The organism is Corynebacterium antarcticum (assembly GCF_016595285.2).
In the GTDB taxonomy this organism is placed as follows: Bacteria; Actinomycetota; Actinomycetes; order Mycobacteriales; family Mycobacteriaceae; genus Corynebacterium; species Corynebacterium antarcticum.
Window position 1 is genome coordinate 273,510 of record NZ_JAENIP020000002.1, and the last position, 19,029, is coordinate 292,538.

Annotated in this window: 14 protein-coding genes and 1 tRNA gene; 4 read left to right on the forward strand and 11 right to left on the reverse strand. The window is 67.9% G+C overall.

The genetic code is table 11. The annotated features are described in order from the left end of the window. Positions 1-223: 223 nt before the first annotated feature. Complete coding sequence (locus JIM95_RS05395; RefSeq protein WP_200257921.1) at positions 224-1,753, reverse strand: adenylate/guanylate cyclase domain-containing protein; 1,530 nt, start codon at positions 1,751-1,753, stop codon at positions 224-226. Between the two features lie 60 nt (positions 1,754-1,813). Here JIM95_RS05395 and JIM95_RS05400 point away from each other — a divergent pair, with 60 nt between their 5' ends. From JIM95_RS05400 to JIM95_RS05410, 3 genes are all read left to right on the forward strand, one after another. Next, on the forward strand, positions 1,814-3,112 hold the full coding sequence (locus JIM95_RS05400; protein WP_200257919.1) for a DNA polymerase III subunit delta': 1,299 nt from the start codon (positions 1,814-1,816) through the stop codon (positions 3,110-3,112). A 73-nt stretch (positions 3,113-3,185) separates the two neighbouring features. Continuing rightward, positions 3,186-3,261, forward strand: a tRNA-Thr gene (locus tag JIM95_RS05405). 124 nt (positions 3,262-3,385) lie between these two features. Then, positions 3,386-4,642 (forward strand): MFS transporter, encoded by a 1,257-nt coding sequence (locus JIM95_RS05410; protein ID WP_200257917.1) that lies wholly within the window; start codon positions 3,386-3,388, stop codon positions 4,640-4,642. Positions 4,643-4,667: 25 nt separating this feature from the next. On the opposite strand, the gene JIM95_RS05415 is transcribed toward JIM95_RS05410, so the two are convergent. The 9 genes from JIM95_RS05415 to JIM95_RS05455 form a co-directional block, all read right to left on the reverse strand. Further along, positions 4,668-5,483: a cytochrome c biogenesis CcdA family protein gene (locus JIM95_RS05415; RefSeq protein ID WP_200257916.1), complete on the reverse strand. Its 816-nt coding sequence runs from the start codon at positions 5,481-5,483 to the stop codon at positions 4,668-4,670. A gap of 4 nt (positions 5,484-5,487) precedes the next feature. Next, positions 5,488-6,387 (reverse strand): DsbA family protein, encoded by a 900-nt coding sequence (locus JIM95_RS05420; RefSeq protein WP_200258621.1) that lies wholly within the window; start codon positions 6,385-6,387, stop codon positions 5,488-5,490. A 178-nt stretch (positions 6,388-6,565) separates the two neighbouring features. Next, the gene (locus JIM95_RS05425; protein WP_200258619.1) at positions 6,566-6,928 is read right to left on the reverse strand and encodes a DUF2304 family protein; all 363 of its coding nucleotides are present in this window, start codon (positions 6,926-6,928) and stop codon (positions 6,566-6,568) included. Next, the gene (locus tag JIM95_RS05430; protein WP_200257914.1) at positions 6,928-7,677 is read right to left on the reverse strand and encodes a glycosyltransferase family 2 protein; all 750 of its coding nucleotides are present in this window, start codon (positions 7,675-7,677) and stop codon (positions 6,928-6,930) included. The genes JIM95_RS05425 and JIM95_RS05430 overlap by 1 nt, the downstream gene beginning before the upstream one ends. Before the next feature lie 100 nt (positions 7,678-7,777). Continuing rightward, complete coding sequence (locus JIM95_RS05435; protein ID WP_200257912.1) at positions 7,778-8,602, reverse strand: glycosyltransferase; 825 nt, start codon at positions 8,600-8,602, stop codon at positions 7,778-7,780. Positions 8,603-8,606: 4 nt separating this feature from the next. Next, positions 8,607-9,842, reverse strand: a complete 1,236-nt coding sequence (locus JIM95_RS05440; RefSeq protein WP_200257910.1) for a polysaccharide biosynthesis protein — start codon at positions 9,840-9,842, stop codon at positions 8,607-8,609. Beyond that, a complete protein-coding gene (locus tag JIM95_RS05445) occupies positions 9,842-11,281 on the reverse strand; it encodes a M1 family metallopeptidase (protein WP_200257908.1) in 1,440 nt (479 codons plus the stop codon). Before JIM95_RS05445 ends, JIM95_RS05440 begins: the two co-directional genes overlap by 1 nt. Continuing rightward, positions 11,274-13,400 (reverse strand): prolyl oligopeptidase family serine peptidase, encoded by a 2,127-nt coding sequence (locus JIM95_RS05450; RefSeq protein ID WP_200257906.1) that lies wholly within the window; start codon positions 13,398-13,400, stop codon positions 11,274-11,276. Before JIM95_RS05450 ends, JIM95_RS05445 begins: the two co-directional genes overlap by 8 nt. Before the next feature lie 230 nt (positions 13,401-13,630). Next, positions 13,631-14,737, reverse strand: a complete 1,107-nt coding sequence (locus JIM95_RS05455) for an alpha/beta hydrolase-fold protein (protein ID WP_200257904.1) — start codon at positions 14,735-14,737, stop codon at positions 13,631-13,633. A gap of 1,331 nt (positions 14,738-16,068) precedes the next feature. Here JIM95_RS05455 and lpdA point away from each other — a divergent pair. Next, the gene (gene lpdA / locus JIM95_RS05460) at positions 16,069-17,484 is read left to right on the forward strand and encodes a dihydrolipoyl dehydrogenase (RefSeq protein WP_200257903.1); all 1,416 of its coding nucleotides are present in this window, start codon (positions 16,069-16,071) and stop codon (positions 17,482-17,484) included. A gap of 94 nt (positions 17,485-17,578) precedes the next feature. On the opposite strand, the gene ramB is transcribed toward lpdA, so the two are convergent. Beyond that, entirely contained in the window at positions 17,579-19,009 is a 1,431-nt protein-coding gene (gene ramB, locus JIM95_RS05465) for an acetate metabolism transcriptional regulator RamB (RefSeq protein ID WP_200257901.1), read from the reverse strand. Between the last annotated feature and the right edge of the window lie 20 nt (positions 19,010-19,029).

Genomic DNA, 19,029 nt, shown 5'->3' on the forward strand with positions numbered 1-19,029 from the left:
GCCGGCTCCTCCCCTCGGAGGCCGGCGCGTTCGGCGTATTCAGGAGAGGCTGAGGCCATCGCCGAGTGCCCCGGGCCTCGTCCGTGCCCCTGGCCGACACAGACGACCGACCGACACCGGAGACGGCCCCGGAGGACCCGGGGTTCCGGTCGGGCGGGTGAGCGTATCACCCCGTCGCGGTGACCGGCCATGTCCGTGGCCCGGATCGCCGCGGGACGGGGGGTTACGCCCGCTCCGCGAGCGTCGGACGGATGGGGCGGGCCAGCTGGGTCAGCTCGTGGCGGCCGCGCAGTTCCACCGACTTGAGGAGCGTCCACCGCGCGCGTTCCGCCTCATTCGCGTCGCGCAGTGTCGCGGCCGAGGTCAGCACCTGACCGGGGGTGTCCTTCGCGAGTTCGGTGAGCCGGGCCGCCTGGTTCACCGCATCCCCGATCACCGTGTACTCGAAGCGATCGTGTCCGCCGATGTGCCCGGCGACGACATGGCCCGCCGAGACTCCGATACCACAGGACAGCTCCATCCCCTTGAGCTCCTGGCGTAGCTCGCGGGCGGCGGCGAGTGCGTGGCCGGTGGCGTCGGCGAGCTGCAGCGGCGCCCCGAACACGGCGAGTGCGGCATCACCCTGGAACTTGTTGATGATCCCCTTGTGGCGGTGCACCACCTCGACCACATGCTCGAAGAACTGGTTGAGCGCCGCGACAACCTCCTCGGGAGTGTGGTCCACGGCGAACCCGGTTGACCCGATGACATCGACGAACAGGACGGCGACCTTGCGGTCCTCACCACCCAGGGTGGGGCGTTCCTCCATCGCCCGGTGGGCGACCTCCGTGCCGACGTATCTGCCGAAGAGCTCACGCACGCGTTGGCGCTCCCGGAGTCCACGCATCATCTCGTTGAACCCGGCCTGGAGGACGCCGATCTCCGAACCGTCGTAGATGTCGACCTGGGTGGATGTCTCCCCGCGGCGGACCCGGTTGATCGCGTCCTGAAGCTCCCTGATGGGGTCCACCACGCTCATGATGACCAGGGCGGTGGCGGCGAATCCGGTGACCAGGGCCGCCACGGCGAGGGCGAGGACCGCGGGCAGGATGTCCGCCGGGTCGGCGGTGAGATAGCCGGTCTTCTGGCCCGCGATGAGCAGCAGGATCCCCACGACCGGGACCCCTGTCGTCGACAACCAGGTGAGCTGGAGTCTCCGCTGCACCGGTGGTTCCAGGGTGGAGTCCTCGAAGCGGCGGGCGAGCGCGACGACCGCTACAGGGCGGACCAGTCGTTCGGCCTCGAGGTAGGTCATCAGCACGACGACGGAACCGCCCAGGAGACTCGTCAGCCCGACGACGAGAGCGTGCCGGGGGGTCTCCTCGATACCGGCGACGGTCGTGATGATCCCGATCCCGATGAGCCACACGGTACCGGCCAGCGCCGACTGGTAGACCGGGATCCGCATGACCAGGTTGCGCACCATGTTGGGGTCATGGGTCTCCGGGTGCCGTTGCCAGCGGAGCACGGGAAGAAACAGGACGGCTGTGGCGACGACACCGACGATGATGGCGAAGACCAGGTAGCCGATGGCGAGGACCGGTAGATAGCCGGCCTCCTGGGGCCCGCCGGGGGCGTCGGGCAGTGGAACGAGGAACTTGAGGAACAGCATGACGCCCACGGCCCCGAGAACGTTCGAGCCGAGCACCGTCGCGGCATACAGTGGCCACGAGGTCCCCCACAGCCACCGGACGATCTGTGCGACACGACTCATGCCCATCACCTTAACCCGGACGGTCGGACATGCGCGTGACGTTGCTTATAGGCTGGGGGAGTGAGTACACCGAACGCCCCCCGTACCCCCACCGACGACCCGGCATCCGGGCCGGAGCACGACGGAACGGATGTCTTCGACCGGATCGCCGGGTCCGGGGCCGTCCGTCGTACCCTGACGGGGGCGGCGGACGCGGCGCGTGCCATGACCGCGGGGAGAGGGGGCGGTGGTACCGCGCCCACCGGAGCCGCGGGCGCGGGGATGACCCACTCGTGGTTGTTCACCGGACCGCCCGGTTCGGGACGCTCGGTCGCGGCGCTCGCGTTCGCCGCGGCGCTCGTGTGCAACGACCCCGGGATCACCGGCTGCGGGCGCTGCACCGCATGCCGGACCGCCCTCGCCGGGACACACGCCGACGTCATCCACGTCGTGCCGCACGAGCTGAGCATCAGCGTCAAGCTGATGCGCGACGTGATCCGGGACGCGTCGAAGCGCCCCACCACAGCCCCGTGGCGGGTGGTGGTCATCGAGGACGCCGACAGGTTGAGCGACGCGGCGGCCAACGCCCTGCTGAAGACGGTCGAGGAACCGCCGGAACGGACGGTGATCATCCTCTGCGCCCCGTCCACGGACCCGCGGGACATCGCGATCACACTGCGTTCGCGGTGCCGGCACGTCTACATCCCGACACCGGCGATCCCCGACGTCGCGCGGATCCTGGTCCACGAGCTGGGGGTCACCGAGGGGGACGCGAAACTCGCCGCAGCGGCCTCCGCGGGGCACATCGGGCGGGCCCGGAACCTGGTGCGCAGTACCGCGGCCCAGCAACGGCGCGCGCAGGTGCTGGGGCTCGCCCGACTCGTCTACGAGGGGGACCTCGCGTTCCGGGAGGTGACCAACCTGATCCGCACCATCGAGACGGAGGCCGGGGAAACCCTCGACGCCCTCGACGAGCGGGAGACCGAGAAGCTCGCCGTCGCCTTGGGCCTCGGGGCGAAAGGCAAGGGGACGGTGAAGGCACTGCGCGGCACCCGCACCGAGATCAGGGAACTGGAGGAAAGGCAGAAACGGCGTCGGACCCGGTACCTGCGGGACGCCCTCGACCTCTCCCTGGTGGACCTGGCGGGACTCTACCGGGACGCCCTGCTCACCTCCTCCGGAGCGCAGGAGGTGCAGCGCATCCATCCGGACATGGCGGAGATCGTCGACGCCCTCGCGGAGCGCAACACCGCCGAAGCTCTGGTGGCGTGTCTCGACGCCGTGACGCTCTGCCGCGAGTCCCTCGGCCAGAGCGTACGGCCAATCGTGGCCATGGATGCGCTCGTCGGACGGCTGCGCAGGGCCTGCGGAGTGTCCTGAAGAACGCCCTTGTGCTGGGCTTTCGTGTCAGCGACATTCATGCGCTAGAGTGGACAACCGGTACCGCTACCGTGCCGCCTTAGCTCAGTCGGTAGAGCATTTCACTCGTAATGAAAAGGTCGCGAGTTCGATTCTCGCAGGCGGCTCCACGTTGCAGAGCCCCCTCCCCGGGTCGCCCGGGAGGGGGCTCTGTCGTGTTGACGGGCGGGGAAGGGGGCGCTCCGATGCTCCCCCCTCCGTGGGGTGAACCGGGGCACGGTCTAGCATGTGTCCATGGTTGAGGAGAGCTCTGAATCACACGTGCCCGGCTACGTCCGTCCCGGGCACGCGCTCAGACACGCGGCCGGGGAACGCCGGGCCTGGCTCCCGGTGGCGCTCAGCATGTTCACCGTCGCCTGGGGCGGGAACGAATTCACGCCGTTGCTCGTGCTGTACCGGCGGGCGGGGGAGTTCTCCCCGGTGTTCGTCGATCTCATGCTCGTTGCCTACGCCATCGGTGTCGGGGTGGGGCTGCTGGTCACCGGCCCGCTGACCGACCGTTACGGGCGACGCCCGGTGATGCTCCCCGCCCCGGTCCTCGCGGTGATCGCGTCGGTGATCATCGCCCTCGCGGAGCACACCGCGGGGTGGATGACCATCGGGCGCTTCCTCTCCGGACTCGCGGTCGGTATGGCGATGACCGGTGGCGGCTCGTGGGTGAAGGAACTTTCCGCGCCGTTGTTCGACCCGAAGGCCCGGCCCTCGTCGGGGGCGAAACGGGCCTCGATGGCGTTGACCGCCGGGTTCGCCGTCGGTCCGGCGGTCGCCGGGATTCTCGCGCAGTGGCTGCCCTGGCCCGGTCAGCTCTCGTTCGGCGTGCACGTCGTGCTGTCCCTCGTCCTGATTCCCCTGCTCCTGACGATCCCGGAGACCCGGCAGCCGGCGATCCACGCGAAGCGTCGGTCGGTGCTGGACAGCCTGCGGGTCCCCTCGTTGAAGAATCCCCGGTTCTACGCGGTGGTCCTGCCCATCGCCCCCTGGGTGTTCGGTTCCGGGTTCACCGCCTACGCGACACTGTCGGCCCGCATGCAGGACCACGTCGCACACCCGTTGGCGTTCTCCGGCGCGATCACACTGCTGACCCTGGGTGTCGGTTTCGCCATCCAGCAGGCGGCGCCCGCAATCGCCGGATCCGGAGGGCCCCGCGGCCCGGTCGTCGCGATGGTGGCGACCATCGCGGGCTTCGTCGGTGCCGTCGCGGTGGTGCTCAATCCGTCTGTGCCGGTGATGCTCGTGGCGTGCGTGTTCCTGGGGCTCTCCTACGGACTGTGCGTCTACACGGGCCTGTCGGAGGTGCAGCGGATGGCCGCCCCGCACGAGCTCGGCGCCCTTACCGGCATCTTCTACTGCTTCACGTACACCGGGATGGCGTTCCCGGCTCTGCTGACCAGACTCAGCGACTGGTTCAGCTATCCACTGATGCTCGGATTCGGGGCGGTCGTCGCGACGATCGTACTGGGAGTCGTGAGTGTGACGGGGCGCCGGTTCTGATTCGGGCACCTACGACGACGGTCGACTACCGGCGTCGCAGGAGCCGTGCACCGACACCTGCGGCGATGATGCAGAGGACGATGAGCAGGGCGACGGTGTTGTCGATGCCCGCAGCCAGCTCGGCGACCCTGCCCTGCAGCCGGAACTGGGTTTCCGTGTCGAGCAGGGTCGGCAGTGCCGATGTGCCGTTGCTCATGAGGAACGTGAATCCGATGAGGATGAACAGCACGCCGGCGGCGATGCTGAGTGTGTTGGTGTGGACCGGACCGACGTGGATCTCCCGCCCCCGGAGCCAGCCCGCGTGGCCGAGGTCGAACCGGTCCCACAGCAGGGCGAGGAGGAACAGCGGGACGGTCATCCCGAGGGCGTAGCAGGCCATGACGAGCGCGCCGTAGGTCGCGGAACCGCCGAGCGCGGAGGTCGCGAGCACCGCTCCGAGGAGGGGGCCGGCGCAGAAGCCGGCGAAGCCGTAGACCGCGCCGAGCGCGAACACGGGCAGCCACCCGGTGCCCCGGATGCGGTTGTTCATGGTGGACAACCCGGGGATGCGGAACCCCAGTCCGAGCAGCGACCAGACACCGAAGGCGACCATGACCCAGCCGGCCACGGAAATCACCGTGTCCCGGTGCTGGGTGAACAGTGAACTGAACCCGCCGATTCCCGCACCGACCGGGACGAGCACGCTGGCGAGACCCGCGAAGAACACGGCGGTGCGGGCCATGAGCTGGCGTTTCGAGGTGAACGCGTAGGCGAAGAATGCGGGGAGGAGCAGCGCGGAGCAGGGACTCAGGATGGAGAGGACTCCGCCGAGGAAGGCACCGACGACACCGATGGAGAGCAACGTCCTACCGTGCCCCGGCTTCGGTGAGTTCGGCGGCGGATCGGGTGTCCGGTTCGGTGACCTCGGCCTCGCCGTCGGCGACCCGCTTCAGTTCGGTGTTGATGACCTCCTCGAACACCTCGAGGGGCTGGGCGCCACCGACGAAGGTCTCGCCGATGACGAATCCGGGGGTTCCGCTGACACCGATGCTGCTGGCGTAGGCGCGGGCGTTGGCGATCGTCTCGTCGTACTTGTCGCTCGTCGCGTCGGCGCGGAACTTCTCCATGTCCGGGACGCCGGCCTCCTCCGCGAAGCGGACGAAGTCCTCGATCCCGTAGTTCGGGTGGCCCGAGATGTTCTTCGATGAGCTGTAGAGGGCGTGCTTGAACTCGACGAACCTGCCCTGCTCCGCGGCGGCCCGACCGGCCCGTGCCGCGGCTTCGGCGTTGGGGCCGTTGATGGGCAGATCGTTCCACTCCATGCGGACCAGCCCGGTGTCGACGTACCTGCTCAGGATCGTGGGTTCCGTGTCGTTCGCGAACAGGGAGCAGAACGGGCACTCGAAATCGGAGAACTCGGAGATGACGACCGGTGCGTCGATCGCACCGACGGCGAACGGATCGTAGACGTTGCGGCGGTGGATGTTGGGCATGTCCGCCTGGCTCTGCAGCGGTCCCCGCGGGCCCCAGTACATGGCGTCGTAGCCGCCGCCCTCGGTCTCCTTCGGACCGTCGCCACGGCTGCCGTCGGCGCCGGGGGTCACGGAATCGGCCACCTCCTCGTAGGACGGTGCGCCGGTGGCGGAGGTTGTGGCCCCGCCGGCTGCGGTGGTGGATGATTCCGCGGGGCGGTCCGCGGTCCGGTCGCCGATCAGGTATCCGACGAGTCCGGCGATGATGACGAGGAGAACGGTGAACACCCACATCGTCGGCGGGATCCGGGTGGTCGGGGTCTCTCCCGCCCCGGATACGGAGGGATCGGTTGACGCGGTGTTATCCGCGGTCTCGTCGGACACGGGAACGCTCCTTCTGAGGGGCATGGTGGGTGAATCGGTCAGTACCCCATTGTCCACGAAGGGACGGGAAAACCAACCGTCAGATCTGCTACGCGGACGGGTAGTCGTCCTCGGGTCGTACGGCGTTGCGCAGGGCGATGGCGCGGGCGAGACGTGCGTACCGCAGATCCTGTTCACGGAACCGGACCCAGGCGCTCATGGTGGTGAACATGAAGGCCACGGTCAGCGCGTAGAGCAGCAGATCCGTGCCGCGGTCGACACCGACCCAGTTGGCCACGACCGTCAGGTCGTCTGGGCGCAGGACCGCCCAGATCGCCGCGAGGATGAACAGGATGAACCCGATCTTCACCCCGGCCTTCGCGCGGGCCTTCCTGCGGTTGGACAGGAAGTACATGACCAGCAAGGTGGTGCAGACCAGAAGGAGAACCTGGATGAGCAGTTGGCCGGTGATCACGGGAGCCTCCTGGCGAGTAGTCCGTCGGCCAGGATATTCACACCGTTGATCAGTGACTGGCCCTTGCTCATCGAGTATTCGGTGTAGAGGATGTCCACGGGCTGTTCGGCTACCCGCCAGCCGCGTTCGTCGATCTGGGTGACGAACTCGCTGGCGTGACTCATGCCGTTCATCCGGATGTTCAGTTCATCCGCGACGCGGCGGTTGAATGCGCGCAGCCCGTTGTGTGCGTCGGTGAGCCCCATCCGCTTCGCCCGCGGTGACAGCATCACCACGGTGCGCAGCACGAGACGCTTGAGCAGCGGAACCTGGTCCCCCTCGGCGCGTGGGCGTCCGAAGCGGGTGCCCACGACGATGTCCAGTGGCTCGGTACGCAGTCGCTCGAGCATGGCGAGAACGTCCTTGACCTGGTGCTGGCCGTCGGCGTCGAACGTGACGAAGTAGCGGGCTCCGGGCTGCGCCCGGGCGTATTCGACGCCGGTCTGGATCGCCGCCCCCTGTCCGAGGTTCACGGGATGGTTGACCAGGTGCGCCCCCGCGGCGTGGATGGCCGCGGCCGAGTCGTCGGCGGAGCCGTCGTTGACGGCGACGATGTTGGGGAATGTCTCGCGCGCGGCGCGGATGACGTCCCCGATGACGGTTCCCTCGTTGTAGCAGGGCACGACGAGCCAGGTGTCCCCGTGGTCCGGGGCCGGGACGTCACCGGTGCGATCGGGATCCGGTGAAGCTGTGTCGGGAGATTCCATGATGGTGATTATGCTAGCCGACGGCAGGCGGGGGGTCGGATGGTGGCGGTGTCCGGGGGAGGGAACGGGGACGGGGGTGCCCCCGTCATGCCGGGGAGGATCAGCCGTCGCGGTGGAAGATCAGCCGGTAGACGGCCTTCAGCAGCCGCGGTGGCAGTGCGCGGTAGAGCGTGCGGACAGCGAGATTGAAAGTGGCGCGGCCCCGCCCCACGAGCCCGTATTCGACGAGATTGCGCTGCAGTCGGCGTTCGGACGCGAACATGCCGCGTCCGGTGCGGCGGGCGAACATGTCGTCGCCCGTCCGGAACCGGGTCAACGGTTCGGGGAGGTTGTGGAACCTGGCGCCGCCGGTGAGCATCCGGGCCCACAGGTCGTAGTCCTCCATGAAGTGGACGTCGCGGTAGCCGCCCGCACGGCGCACGGCACTGGTCCGCAGCATCACGCTCGGATGGTTCACGGGGGTGTTGATCCGGGCGTAGCGCGCGATCGCGTCGTGGTGCTCCGGCAGCGTACGCACGCCGGTGACCGTGTCCGGGTCGTCGTCGGTGAATTCGGACATCGCGGTACCCAGGACATCGATCTCGGGGTGTTCCACGAGGTAGGACAGCTGTACGGCGAAGCGTTCCGGGTCCGCGAGATCATCGGCGTCGAGTCGTGCGAAGTAGTCGGTGCCGATCTCGTCCAGGGCGGACTGGGACGCCGGACCGAGTCCGCGGTTCACCGGCAGCTCGAGCTGCCGGGCCGTCGGATTGCGATCCAGGAAACCGGAGACGACACCGGCGATCTCCTCGGGAACGGGGCCGTCCCGGACGATGAGGATCTCGTCCGCGGGGTGAGTCTGGGCGGCCACCGATTCGAGGGCCTGACGCAGGTGATCGGGGTTGTTCCCGTGGTAGACGGTGACGAGTGCGGTGAGCGTCGGCATGAGGTCAGCGTACCAGTGGGACGGGGCCCCGACGCAGACCCGTGACGTGGACCAGGGCGCCGGCCGCGGGACCGATGACCAGTGCCAGACACACGTCCATGGCCAGGGGGAACGGGGCGAGGAACATCCCGAAGGCGACCATGCTCCCGGTGACCCAGCCCACGACGTAGCGGTTGTGCCGGTTGACCGCGAGCACCGCGGTTCCGGTGATCATCAGGACTCCGGTGCACGCGGCACCGAAGGTGAGTGCGGCGAGCACCGGGCCGGGGACGACAAATCCCTCGCTGAAGAAGACGCCCATGATCCACGGTCCGATCATCCAGGCCGCCGCCGCACCGAGCACCCCCACGCCCAGCACCGCGGCCAGGGGCCTGCGCAATGCGCCGAGCAGGTCGGTGGCGTGGTCGACGAAGTGGACGATGAGCGCGGACTGGAACCGTTGCAGGGGCACGAGGATGGGGGCGCGGGTGAGCATGACCGCGAGCATGATGCCGTCGACGGTGGTGTCCAGTCCGGCTTCCACCTCACCGCCCGCGACGGCCTTGACGAAGGTCGGGAATCCCACGATGAGGAGTGCCGTGGCACCCGTGGCGACCATCGCCGAGATCGAGTTCCGCACGAACCGTCCCGCCCCCACATCGGCCGGTGAGTGCAGCGCCTCCCGCGCGTCGGCGGAGGTGCCGAGGATGAGCAGCCACGTCGTCGCCCCGAGCACGGTGACCAGGAGGAACACCGGCAGGCCCCAGCCCAGTGGCCAGGCCACCAGTACGACCACCAGACGGGTCCCGGAGTCCACCGCCATGAGCCACGCATACTGCGCCCACAGACCGCATCCCGAGAGCACCCCGGAGAGCACCGCCTGGTAGGTGTAGCTCACCAGGCCGACCGCCAGCAGTGCCACGGCGAGTCCGTGATCCTGTTCCAGGAGCCTCGGGGACCACAACGGGCCCGCGAGCACGAGGACGCCCGCGACCACCACCCCGACCGTTCCGGCGATCCGGAACGGCCGGGCACCCCGCGGGGTCACCGTTGAGCCCGCCCGGTCCGCGGCGCGGGCACCGGCGACCGCGCGGGTCGTCTCCTGCATCAGCCCGTCCACGACCCCGGCGAGCGCGAAGAACAGGCTCCAGAACGCCATGAATTGGCCGAATCTCTGTACCCCCAGCGCCCAGGATGCGATGGTCAGGATGATGAAGCCACTGGCCGCGGCGAACACCGTTGCCAGGCTCAGCGCGCGCATCAGTCGGCGCTCCGGGCCCCGGACCGCGGCTCCGGGAACGGCGGGAGCGGCAGCTCGTGCAGCCAGGAGTTCCACAGTGCGGTCAGTTCACCGACGGGAACACCGACCTCGGCGCAGGCCGCGGTCATCACGGTCCGGAGATCGATCGGTTCCACGACGGAATGCCGGTTCGCGGCCGTGTAGCGGCGGATCGCGGCGAAGAACACGTCATCATCGTCGATCAGGCACCGCAGGGCGTGGACCACCAGTGCCCCGCGTTTGTACACCCGGTCGTCGAACATGAGCTTCGGACCCGGGTCCGCCAGCAGCACATCCTTCGGCAGCCGGGACAGAACCCGGTGGTGCCTGCGCGCGGAGTCCGCGGCGGGCACCCCGGCCGAGTGCTCGAACCACAGCCACTCCGCGTAACACGCGAAACCCTCATTCAGCCAGATGTCGTTCCACTGGGCCAGCCCCAGTGAATTCCCGAACCACTGGTGTGACAGCTCATGGGCGATCAACCGCTCCTGTGTCTTCCGGCCGTCGACGTGGTTCGAACCGAAGATGCTCAGCCCCTGTGCCTCCAGCGGTATCTCCAGGGAATCCTCCGTCACGACGACCTTGTAGCGGGCGAACGGATAGGGGCCGAACAGGCGACTGTACAGGCGGAGCATCTCCACCTGATCCGCGAACTCCACCCGGGCCGCGGAGGCCGTCCCCGCGGGGAGGAACACCGACACCGGTACGGGTGCGGGTGAGGCTGTCGGTGTGGGTTCCGACAACCGTGGATCGAAGCCGGCGGCGTCGAACTCTGTGTACTGGCCGACCTGGACGGTGGCCAGGTACGTCGCCATCGCGTGTTCCGTGCGGTAGTGCCACGATGTCCGCGATCCCGATCGGCGGCGCTCCACGAGTTCCCCGTTGCAGATCACCGCGTACGGATTGTCGGCGGACACGAGAAAGTCGTAGCGGGCCTTCTCGTCCGGGGTGTCGTCGCACGGGAACCAGCTCGGCGCACCACAGGGTTGTGACGCCACGAGCGAACCGTTCTCGAGCTCCTCCCATCCGAGGGTCCCCCAGGGGCTGCGCACCGGGCTGGGTGAGCCCGAGTACGTGACCGACAGCGTGAATTCGCTGTCCACCGGGATCTCCGCGTCGAAGGTCAGCAGCAGCTTGCCGCGTGCGTGCCGCCACCGGGACACCCCGACGTGCACCCCACCCGATCCCGTCGCCGTGATCTTCCCCACCTTCAGCGACGGGCCCAGATCGAGGGTCAGCTGCTTCAGTGGCAGGTAGTTCTCCATGTCCAGTGTCGCGGTGCCCGAGAGACGGTTCGGTTCGACCCGGTAGTCCAGCTCAAGACGGTAATGCCGGATGTGGAACCCCAGATTGAAGTCGACCCCCGTGTAGGAGTCGCGGGTCCCCGGGATCGGGGAATTGCGCAGGCGTTGGCTAGTCATCGTGAGCGGATGATACCGCGCCGGTGGGTCCGTGGCCGACCTGACGGTCCAACCAGGCGAGGATCACCGACGTCAGTCGAGCGCGCTGGGCGCTGTCCGCCGCGCCGCCGTGCCCGCCCTCCGAGTTCTCGTGGTAGTCGACCGGCTGACCTGCGTCCGCGAGGGCCGCCGCGAACAGTCGCGCGTGGGCCGGATGCACGCGGTCGTCACGCGTTGATGTCGTGACCAGCGCGGGCGGATACGGTCGTTGTTCACGGGAAACGACATTGTGCAGCGGGGAGTACTCCTCGAGCACCCCCCGGAACCGCGGATCATCGGGATTCCCGTACTCGGCGGTCCAGCTCGCGCCGGCGGACATGCGGTGGTAGCGCAGCATGTCGGTCAACGGCACCTGGACCACCGCCGCACCGAACCGTTCCGGGTACCGGGTCAGGGCCACCGCGGTCACCAGGCCGCCGTTGGATCCGCCCCACACCGCCAGCTGCTCCGGTGTGGTGTAGCCGCGTTCCACGAGGTCGATCAGGACCGCCTCGTGGTCCTCGTGGACCCGCAGTCGGTCCGTCCCCGTGACGGTGCTGTGCCAGTCGGGCCCGAACTCCCCGCCACCCCGCAGGTTCGCCTGCACGAACAGTCGATCGTGGTCGAGCCAGCCCATCCCGGTGGTCCCGAGATAGCCCGGGAGCAGTGACACCTCGAAACCGCCGTAGGCGTAGACGAGACAGGGCCGTGGGTGGCCGGTGGGCCGTTCGCCCGTACCCCCGAACCGGCCGGTGATGAAGTAGGGGATCCGCGTTCCGTCCGCGGAGAGTGCGTGGTGCTGCCGGGTGCCGAGCCCGGCGGCGTCGAACGCCTCCGGGGCGCGGCGTACCGTGTGCAGGCTCAGCTCCGCCGGACCGCGGCCGAGGTCACCCCACAGAAGTTCGACCGGCTCCGTGAAGGATCGCGCTGCCAGCCAGATCTGGTCGTCGTCCAGTGGCGCGGTGTCGATCACGCTGACGGTGGCCGGTTCCGGGACCGTGAGCCGGACCGTGGCCGTGGTCGGATCGTCCAGCGGCACCGCGGACAGCGTGGTGGAGACGGTGTCCGTGATGGTGAGGATCAGGTACCCACGGGTGAAGGAGATGTTCTCCAGGGCGTTCGTCGGCCGCGGTGCGAACACGCACTCCAGCTCGTGATCGCCGCCGAGGAAGGCGTCGAGATCCGCTACCCCCAGGCCGCCGCCGGGAATGCCGCCGAAACCGGTCCGGGGGAGGACGAACAGTGTGCCGCGGTGTACCTGGACCCCACAGTCCTCGGGGACCTCGATGATCTGCAGCCCGGACGGGGTCTCGACGAAGGTGCGGTGCCGGTAGAAGTCGAGGGTCCGGCGGACGAACAGGCGCTCGTGTCCCGGAGTGGTGTCCGCCCATCCCGTGGTGGTGATGTCCGAATCGTGCCCCGCGAAGTACACCTCCGCCTCCGACAGGGGCGTGCCCCGGGTCCAGCGGAGCACGCGGGCCGGGTATCCGGAGTCGGTGAGCGACCCCTCCCCGGTGTCGGTTCCGATGAATACGGTGTCCCGGTCGATCCAGCTCACCGTCGTCTTCGCTTCCGGGACCGTGAAGGGTTGCTCGGTGACGAATCCCCCCGTCATCAGGTCGAATTCACGGACCACCACGGCGTCGGCCCCGCCCCGGGACAGGCGGACCAGTGCTCTGTCGGTGTCGGGGGAGCGGACATGGGCGCCCCGCCACACCCAGTTCTCGTTCTCGTCCGCGGCGAGCACGTCGAGATCCAGGAGGACCTCCCACTCCGGTGTTCCGTTTCGGTAACCGTCGAGGTGCGCCCGACGCCACAGACCGCGCGGATGGTCGGTGTCACGCCAGAAGTTGTAGACCTCGGATCGTCTCCGGCTGGGGAACGTGATGCGGTCATCCGTGTCCAGGTACTCCCGGATCTGTGCCTCCAATGCCGCGCGGTCCCTTCCGGGACCGGGGGCGTCGAGTCGCCCGAGGGTCTCCTCCGTGCGTGCATCCGCCCAGGCGAGGGCGTCAGGTGCGGAGGCGGGCTCGAGCTCGGGATGTGCGGAGACGGGGTCGCCGAAGCTCTCGGCGGTCGTGGTGGGAGGGGTCGGTGGCATGTCCGTCATCGTACCGGGGGTGAATGACGGAAAACCCGCCGTCCGGGCGGCTGGCCCGCTTCTCCGTGACCGGTCCGAGTTCTCGGGACGATCGCGGAAGGGGCAGCTCCGGACGGCGGGTTTACCCTGATCGGGTCCCCGACGTGCCGAGGGCGGGATCTCAGAGGGTCCGTGACATGGGATCCGGGGTAGCTGCTCCGGTCTCCCGGAGGCAGCCGGTTGTTCCCTACCTACGCCTCGATGCCGAACGCCTTCGCGAAGACATCCCAGGAGCCGCGCAGGTCCTGCTGCCAGTACGGCCAGGAGTGGGTGCCGGTCGGGCGGAAGTTGAACGTCGCCGGGACGCCTTCGGCGTCGAGCTTGGTCTTCAGATCGTGGGTGCACATGTTGGTGGCCGCCTCGATCACACCGCCCTCGACAGTCAGGAGAGCGACATCGGCGGACGTGCGGCCCGCGCCCCAGAGGTCACTGGCTCCGACGAGACCGGAGGCGTTGGAGACGTAGACCTCGGTGCCCCTGAGATCACCGGCGTTGGTCAGCGCGTCGTTGTAGTTCCACAGATCGCCGCCGAGCGGGCCCCACATCTGCTCCTTGGTCAATCCACCGCGCTGGAGGGTCATGTCGATCGACGTCAGACCCAACCCGCCGGAGGTCTGGGCGCAACCGGAGAAGGAACCGACCGCATCGTAGAAGCCCGGGTTGTGCTCGGCGTACAGGAGCGAGGTGGTCGCGCTCATGGACATTCCGGCGACCGCGCGCTTGTTCGAGGCACCCAGTGCCGCCTCCAGAGGTCCGGGAAGCTCCTTGGTCAGGAAGGTCTCCCACATCTGCTTTCCACCCAGGCTGTCGACGTCTTCGACCCAGTCGGTGTAGTAGGAGAACTTGCCCTGCATCGGGACAACCACGTTGACGTTCTTGGAGATGTAGAAGTCGATCGCGTCGGACTGCATGATCCAGTTCGCACGACCTTCACCGCCGTCACCGCCGTTGAGCAGGTAGATGGTCGGGCGCGGTCCCGCGGCCTGATCGGCCTTGATGACGACGAGCGGAACATGGCGGTCCATCGAGGGGGAGTGGGCCCACCATTCCGCGACCCGATCGCCGTACTTCTGGCTGTACTCTCCGATGACCTTGCGCCAGGCGAGAGCCTCGTTGCCGTCGTAGGCCACGCCGGGATTCTCGATGTGGCGGGGGGCCTGCGTGATTTCGGCCTGGGGCAGCTGGCCGCTGATGTCGGATGGTTTGTGCTCAGCGGCACCGGCGAGGGGCGCTGAGATGAGGGAGACCGCTAGTGCGGTGGCGGCGACGGGGGCGGTGATACGTCGGTAAAAATTCACGGTGGGACCAATCGGTCGTTGGGACAGGGAAATATGATGTGTGGTTCAGAACACCAGAAATGCTACGGTCAGCAGCTGAAACAGGCAAGAATTCGATGGGCGTACGGGGGTGTTTTCCGGCCAAACTGCCCGGCAGTGCGGTTGCGGTCGTTTTCGGGGCTCTGATCCCGCCGGATCAGTGTGTCGGTTCCGCCCCACGCGGCCGCGTCCCCGGTCGCGGGGAGCTCCGTGACGGCGGCACCGGAGGTGCCGGTCCGTGCGGTGGCGGGCCCGGAGACCGCCCCCGCGGGTGGCGCGGTTGCGGTGCAGGTCGCGGCCGTGGCCGCGAAGCGTGGGAGGTTCCTCATAAAGGTCCTTGGCGTAGTGGTGCTTTGTCTGAGGCGGGTGATCCCGGCACGTGGAACAGGTGCTCCGCGATGTGCATGATCATCGTCCTCGTGCGAGCCGCAGGGTGCCTCGGTGCCGTGCGGACTGGCCGGATCTGAAAGGTATGTCGTGGATCGCCATCCAAACGTTAGCACTCCGTGTCCGGGCGGTTTCCCGTCCCGGCCCGCCGGGGCCGCTCCGTGGCCGGGGCGTCTCCGGGTTCGCCCGGTCTGGGTCCGACCTGCCGGTTGTGTCGTGGGAGGACGCCCGGGGGCGGTGCTGAAGTTGCTGATGGCTCCTGTGGTGCGTGGGAGGTGTTTTTTACGCGCTACTTTCACCCCCGTTTCCCGCCTCCGCAGGGCGTTTTCACCCCATCCCGTCGAGACCCGGGCCCGCGGCGTAACGTATTGGGCACATCGTCTGTATAAACAGGGCAGTGATGTTTCTACCGGCTGAGCCGTCGGGGTTCATCGCAGCGGGTGCCCCACCCTCGTCACCGTCGGGGCCGGCCCCGGAAACAGACATTCCGAACTATTGAAAAGGCAGAAAAACACATGCAGGCATTCGAACCCATCATCCTCCTGTTCAACAACATCTTCGGCGTCTTCGCTCACGTCGGATCCTCTGCCGTCAGCGCGATGTCCCACTCGATGGGGCGTTTCTGACCGGATCCCCGGGCATCTCACGGTGTCAGCGTGATCGTCACCCGATCGAGGGGACGATGCGGAAGACCCCGTCGCACACACGGTGTGCGACGGGGTCTTCTTCGTCCCGTCCGTCATCGCCGACGCCGGCTGCCGGTCGGGGATGGCCCCTTCCCCAGTGTCCGGGGTCGGCCGGGGCATGTGGGAAACCGGGCGGCGGGGACGCCGCGCGGGGTTCCCCGCGCACCGTCCCGTCCGGAGTGGCCGAATTGAGGGGGCATTCGCACGACATTCGGGACACGGGCACGTATCCTTGAGCGTGTGACTGAACATTATGACGTTGTTGTACTCGGCGCGGGCCCCGGTGGCTACGTGGCCGCCATCCGCGCTTCCCAGCTCGGCAAGAAGGTTGCCGTAATCGAGAAGCAGTACTGGGGCGGGGTCTGCCTGAACGTGGGCTGCATCCCCTCCAAGGCGCTCCTGAAGAACGCGGAGGTGGCCCACACCTTCAACCACGAGGCGAAACTCTTCGGTATCTCCGGGGACGTCTCCTTCGACTTCGGTGTGGCGCACGACCGCTCGCGGAAGGTGTCCGCAGGCATCGTCAAGGGCGTTCACTACCTGATGAAGAAGAACAAGATCACCGAGATCAACGGTCTCGGCTCCTTCGTCGACGAGCACACGATCGAGATCACCGACGGTGACGACGCGGGGCAGAAGGTCACCTTCGACAACTGCATCATCGCCACCGGCTCCGTCGTACGTTCGCTGCCCGGCATCGAGATCGGCGGCAACATCGTCTCCTACGAGGAGCAGATTCTCGACAGTGAACTGCCCGAGTCCATGGTCATCGTCGGCGCCGGCGCCATCGGCATGGAGTTCGCCTACGTCCTGTCCAACTACGGCGTGGACGTCACCATCGTCGAATTCATGGACCGGGTCCTGCCCAATGAGGACGCGGACGTCTCCAAGGCCATCGCCAAGGAGTACAAGAAGCTGGGCGTGAAGATCCTGACCGGGCACAAGACCACCGCCGTCCGCGACAACGGGGACAGTGTCGAGGTCGACGTCGAGTCGAAGGACGGCAAGAAGACCGACACGCTGACCGTCGACCGGGTCATGGTCTCCATCGGCTTCGCCCCCCGCGTCGAGGGCTTCGGTCTGGACAAGGCCGGTGTCGAGCTCACCGAACGTGGTGCGATCGCCATCGACGAGCGCATGCGCACCAACGTCGACCACATCTACGCCATCGGCGACGTCACCGCGAAGCTCCAGCTGGCCCATGTCGCCGAGGCACAGGGCGTCGTCGCGGCCGAGACGATCGCCGACGCCGAGACCATGGAGCTCGGCGATTACATGATGATGCCCCGCGCCACGTTCTGTAACCCGCAGGTCGCCTCCTTCGGTTACACCGAGGAACGGGCCCGCGAGCTGGCCGAGGAACGCGGATGGGAGATCAAGACCGCCACCTTCCCGTTCTCCGCCAACGGCAAGGCCCAGGGCCTCGGCGAGCCGGCCGGTTTCGTCAAGGTCATCGCCGACGCGGAGTTCGGTGAATTGATCGGCGCCCACATGGTCGGTTCCAACGTCTCCGAGCTGCTGCCCGAGCTCACCCTGGCGCAGCGTTTCGATCTCACCGCCGAGGAGGTGGGGCGCAACGTGCACACCCACCCGACGCTCTCCGAGGCGATGAAGGAAGCGGTCGAGGGAATCTCCGGCCACATGATCAACCTCTGATCCACGTACACACGACCGAGGGGCCGCACCGGGAACGGTGGTGCGGCCCCTCGGTCATGGGACGGCGGGTTCTTCCCCGGCCGGTTTCCCGTGTTCAGTAGGGGGCGATCGTCGACGTGTGCGCATCGATCTTCAGCGGGCGGTGGACGGGCGGGAACGCGCGTTGCGCACAGTCCGACCTGGAGCAGACCCGGCATCCGGCGCCGATGGGTGTCGCGGCATCGAGATTCGTCAGGTCCAGGCCCTCCGCGTAGACGGTTCGCTCGGCGTGGCGGGCCTCGCAACCCAGGCCGATGGCGAACAGCTTCCCGGGTTCCGCGAAACGGCTGCGATGGTGGCGGACGGTGCGGGCGATCCACAGGTAGTTCCGGCCATCGGGCATCTGGGCGAGTTGGCGCATGATCGTACCCGGGTTGGTGAAGGTCTCGTACACGTTCCACAGCGGGCAGGTGCCGCCCGAATGGGTGAAGTGGAAGCCTGTCGCGGACTGCCGCTTGCTCATGTTCCCGGCACGGTCCACTCGGACGAACGTGAAGGGGATACCGCGTAGCTGCGGTCGCTGGAGAGTGGACAACCGGTGGCAGATGGTCTCGTATCCGGCCCCGAAGAGCTGGGTGAGGTGGTCGATGTCGTAGCCCGACCGCTCCGCCTCCGCGTGGAATCGCCGGTAGGGCATGAGGAGAGCTGCCGCATAGTAGCTTCCGACGCCCCGGGCGGCGAGGATCCGGGATTCTTCCGAGGTGAAATGGCCGGAATCGACGGCCTCGCCGAGGATGTCGGTGGCCTCGAGGTGCGCCAGTTCGGCGGCCATCCGGAAGGCCCGCTGCCCGCTGTTCAGCCTGGGGGAGAGGGACAGGGTGCCGCTCTCCGGGTCGAGATGGTGGAGCGTGTCCCCGGACCCGGTCCCCCTGTGCACCGTGACCCCGTGCAGCGCGAGGCGTCGCATGATCGCGTCCTCCGTCCGGGACGGATCGGTGGGGTCGAGATCGAGTTCCTCCGCGAGCTCCTCCGCCGAGACGTCCAGCCCATCGAGGTAGTTCTGCCGGGCGTAGAAGAAGTCCCGGACCTCCTCGTGGGGCATACCCAGCGGGTTGTCCACCGCCCGGACGCCGGAGTCGGCGGAGGGCGGGAAGTGGCGGACATCGGTGGCCAGGGAGAGCTTGTCCCGGACGTTCCGGTACCGCCGGTGCATCTCGACCATCGCCCTGGCGAGCGCCGGATGGTTGTAGACCATCTCCGACAACTCCCGGAGCTCGACCGCGTCCGGGCAGATCTCCCGGTCGAGGACGACGTCCTGAACCTCGGCCAGGAGGCGGGAATCGTCGTCCCGGGAGAAGAAGGTCGCGTCGACGCCGAACGTTTCGGTGATGCGGAGCAGGACCGGCACCGTGAGCGGACGCACATCATGCTCGATCTGGTTGACATAGGACGCGGAGAGCCCGAGTGTCGAGGCCAGCGCGGCCTGACTCAGGTCGCGCTCCCGCCGGAGCTGCCGCAGTCGGGACCCCACATATGTCTTGCCCATGGGAGGAGTCTAAGCGACTC